This is a genomic window from Paracoccus sp. (in: a-proteobacteria), assembly GCF_046462195.1.
Taxonomy (GTDB): domain Bacteria; phylum Pseudomonadota; class Alphaproteobacteria; order Rhodobacterales; family Rhodobacteraceae; genus Paracoccus.
On the sequence record NZ_JBKGUN010000068.1, the window covers coordinates 1 to 3234 of the forward strand.

Consider the following 3234-nt stretch of genomic DNA (forward strand, 5'->3'; position numbering starts at 1 on the left):
AAACGTCTACTGATCAATCGCCCCTACTACATGTCGGGGGGCGCAGGTGTACGGCAGCCAGCTTTACGCAACACAAACCATACGTCTCTATTCTTCTTTTGCCTAACACATCCGGGGCCGCTTCAAGCGCTATTCTGCCCAATGTCCTGCGGTCCGTCTTCCTGTCCCCGGCCATGCCGCTGCGCCAGGGGATTTGGCACGGGCCCAGCTTTCTCGGTGCACACTTCAGCTACAGGCAGATTGTCAATTCCGATCAGGATGGTGCGATGGATAACTCTTGGCGGCCTTGGCGAGAACCGCCCGGAAACCGAGCTAGGCGGCCCATTGGGCAGTTCATCTCGGCCCTGCAGATCCTGCGAGTCAACCTTGGCACCGCCACGACCCTTGGACTGGCGCTAGCCTTTGAGGCGGCCGAAGACGGCACTAGGCCTCTTCATCGCGAGCACAGGATTTTGCATTTAACTTTGTGCCTGCACAAAGAAGAAGGTCTTGCGACATGCATGAGCTGGCGCTTGCGGAGCCTTCTTGTTCAGAGCCAGGTGCAGCTGCTCCCTATCCAGTTGATGCACCTGATCGTCGAACGCCCTATCGATTTCCCCATCTGACAGCCGAGCTGCTGCATCGGCATCCTCGCGAGGAGACAGGTTTATTAATGAGGGGACTGCTTGCGTGAGGTCCATGGCGAGCCTCCATATATCCCGCGACTATCGCATAGGATGAACATGTCTAACATGTTCGTACCCTGCCGGTCGAGTGGGTGTGGCGAGTCAGCCCGGAGGCAATGTCCTGAAGACGAGGGCGGCAGGGGCACTGGTGGGCGCTGTGCCGCGTCCTCTGTGTACCTTCTCCAGCAGAGGGCATCCCGCGGGCTCCAGTTAGACCTCCTCATTGCACAGTGCGTCCCGCTTACGCGCCTGTCTGCCGGGGAGGGAGGAGAAAGAATGTTTATTTAGTGATTTGTCTGCCTGGGTCAGGCATGATGAAAGCTCAGCAGCGAAAGGAAGCCGCCATGACCGATTATCAGTATCGCGCCGTGCGTAAATCGGACGGCCAGGAGATCGACCACGGTTGGATTGAGGATTATCTCGACATGGGGCCTGAAGTGACCGCCACCACGCTTCGTTCTGGCCTCATCAGCTCGCATCCGCAGGCAGAGGATCTTACTCAAGATGACATCTATGTCGAGATGCAAAAGGCCCGCCAGGCAGGATGAGCAGCGTTGGCCGCTAGGTCTGTGATGTCGTGGTCAACCTAGAGTCACGCAGCAGCGAATGCAGCTGCAGCAAGAATGCTCTGCTCACAGCCGGGTGGTGTTGCAAACTTGCAGAGCTGCACAACCGGTTGCCCTTGGCTTAGCCTTCAGGCGGCAAGCAGACAGACCCGCTAAAAGGGCAGCGCCGATTGGCCAGAAATTACCCGGGAACCCTGATCTACATCAGCACATCAGCCGCAGAAGCGAACTAGACAAGGGCATGCCTCCCACTGACCGAGAGGCAACCTTCGAGTCCCGAGTGCAAAGGCGCGAGGCTTGCGCGGGCGGCTCTTGACCGCCCAAACCTCGCGCCTGTTTCTCGACACAGGGCACGCTGCTTCATGGTGCTGACGGGCGAAAAGACCAACCGGTCGCGAGCAGGTCGATGTCGAGGTGCAGGGCGTGGACGGACGGCTTGATTTTGGCGGCACCCAGGTGCGCTATGCACCGGGACGGTGACCAGGATGCAGATCGGCACTCATGAGCGAGACGAACCTCAACTACCGATAAGCGCCATCATAACCCTCCTTGGAAGGACCACCTGATGCCCAATCTTGTCACGATGTCGGATCCGTCCGCCCTGCGCCGACACGCCCTCTCCTCCTGGGATAACGAGGGTGGCGCGGTGGGGGAAGAGGTGCATACGGATGTGCCCGAGATGACAAACAGCGAGCTCGTGCACCTCCGCGTCCGGGTCATTGCGCTGGAAAACCTGCTGATTGCCGTTCTGGCGGAGAGCTCCAACCAGCAGCGCCACGCGGTCCGAGACATGGCCGCTTTGATCTCTCCGCGACCGCGTTCGACGCAGCACCCCCTTACGATCAGGGCCGCTCAGCACATGACCGACCTCCTGGATCGTGCAGCCCACATCCGGGAGGTGCAAACTGAGTGTCGCATGCTGTGACGGGTGTCCTCCTGCCCTACAAGAGTACGCCGGTGTTTGACGAGACCACCCTTCCCTCTGGACTGCGTCGCGAGCATCGGACCCGAGCTGGCGTATGGGGCGTAATCCGGGTTTTGGACGGACGCCTTCGCTTCCAAGTGCTGGCACCCCCTTCCGAAGCCATTCTCGATCCGGGTCATCCCGGCCTCGTACTCCCGGATCAGCCTCATCTCGTGAAGCCGCTCGGAGCCATGCGCATGCAGATCGATTTCTATAAGCAACATCCGGGGGAACAGTCCGCGTAATCTAACGCGCCGGCGGTTTGCGCCGCGACCGAAGGGAAGAGGAACGTCGGTTGATCGGACTACGCTCGAGCAAAGGTTTCGATCGGCAGGCTTGATATGACCCTGTCCCCTGCTCGCCTCCCCCCGGAAGACCTCGCGGTCGCCGAACGCTTGCGCGCGCCGAGCCTGTAGCCTTGGTCCTCGAATGAGTGACCTTTCTTGGTGCCGGTCGATGACGCGGCCATTCACGCATGACCGGACCCACGTCGGCTACTCCTCATCCAGAGCCGCAGCCTGCACCAGCCTTGGGGTGTCCAACCCCGCTACCATGGCGACCTCACGGAACTTGCGTCGTTTCGGCAGGTCTTCGACTCCCGCCAATGGAAGTTTAGGCTCGCAGGAGGGCAAACGGTAACTGTCTCGCGGAAGAAAACAGCTCCATGCACGCTAACCTGGGATAGTCCTGCCCTGGCCGATCCCTGTCACGATACTCCATTCCCGCAGTTCTGGCACAGTCCCTTTCATCTCCCGGGGACCTTCCTTCAAGGAGAACAGGATGACCACGCGCTCCTCCACGTCCATCGTCGAGTTCACCCATCCCTTTATTCTTCCCGGTTCGGGAGACAGGTTCCCCCCGGGGCGCTATGAGGTTCTTGTTGAGGAAGAGCTGCTCGAGGGCCTCAGCTTCCCCGCCTTCCGAGAAACCGCCGCTTATCTCATCATCTACGGGAAGCGTCCTGGGTCTGGTCCTAAAGAGATGCGCTCGATCTCATCGGCCGCTCTGGCCATGGCGCTCCAGCGTGATGCCGATCCGG

At 60.0% G+C, this 3234-nt stretch carries 5 protein-coding genes; all 5 read left to right on the forward strand.

The window, feature by feature from the left end:
• A partial coding sequence (locus ACLHHB_RS04520; protein ID WP_410217095.1) for a hypothetical protein occupies nt 1-605 on the forward strand: 605 nt, incomplete at its 5' end.
• Between the two features lie 404 nt (nt 606-1009).
• Entirely contained in the window at nt 1010-1213 is a 204-nt protein-coding gene (locus tag ACLHHB_RS04525; protein ID WP_410217096.1) for a hypothetical protein, read from the forward strand.
• Between the two features lie 583 nt (nt 1214-1796).
• On the forward strand, nt 1797-2156 hold the full coding sequence (locus ACLHHB_RS04530) for a hypothetical protein (protein ID WP_410217097.1): 360 nt from the start codon (nt 1797-1799) through the stop codon (nt 2154-2156).
• 32 nt (nt 2157-2188) lie between these two features.
• Entirely contained in the window at nt 2189-2440 is a 252-nt protein-coding gene (locus ACLHHB_RS04535) for a DUF1971 domain-containing protein (RefSeq protein WP_410217098.1), read from the forward strand.
• Nucleotides 2441-2975: 535 nt separating this feature from the next.
• The coding region (locus ACLHHB_RS04540) for a hypothetical protein (RefSeq protein WP_410217099.1) at nt 2976-3234 on the forward strand (259 nt) is incomplete at its 3' end.

What these genes read in the sequence shown, in the direction of transcription:
- ACLHHB_RS04530 (WP_410217097.1), top strand. Translation starts at nt 1,797, where the DNA reads ATGCCCAATCTTGTCACGATGTCGGATCCGTCCGCCCTGCGCCGACAC.
- ACLHHB_RS04525 (WP_410217096.1), top strand. Translation starts at nt 1,010, where the DNA reads ATGACCGATTATCAGTATCGCGCCGTGCGTAAATCGGACGGCCAGGAG.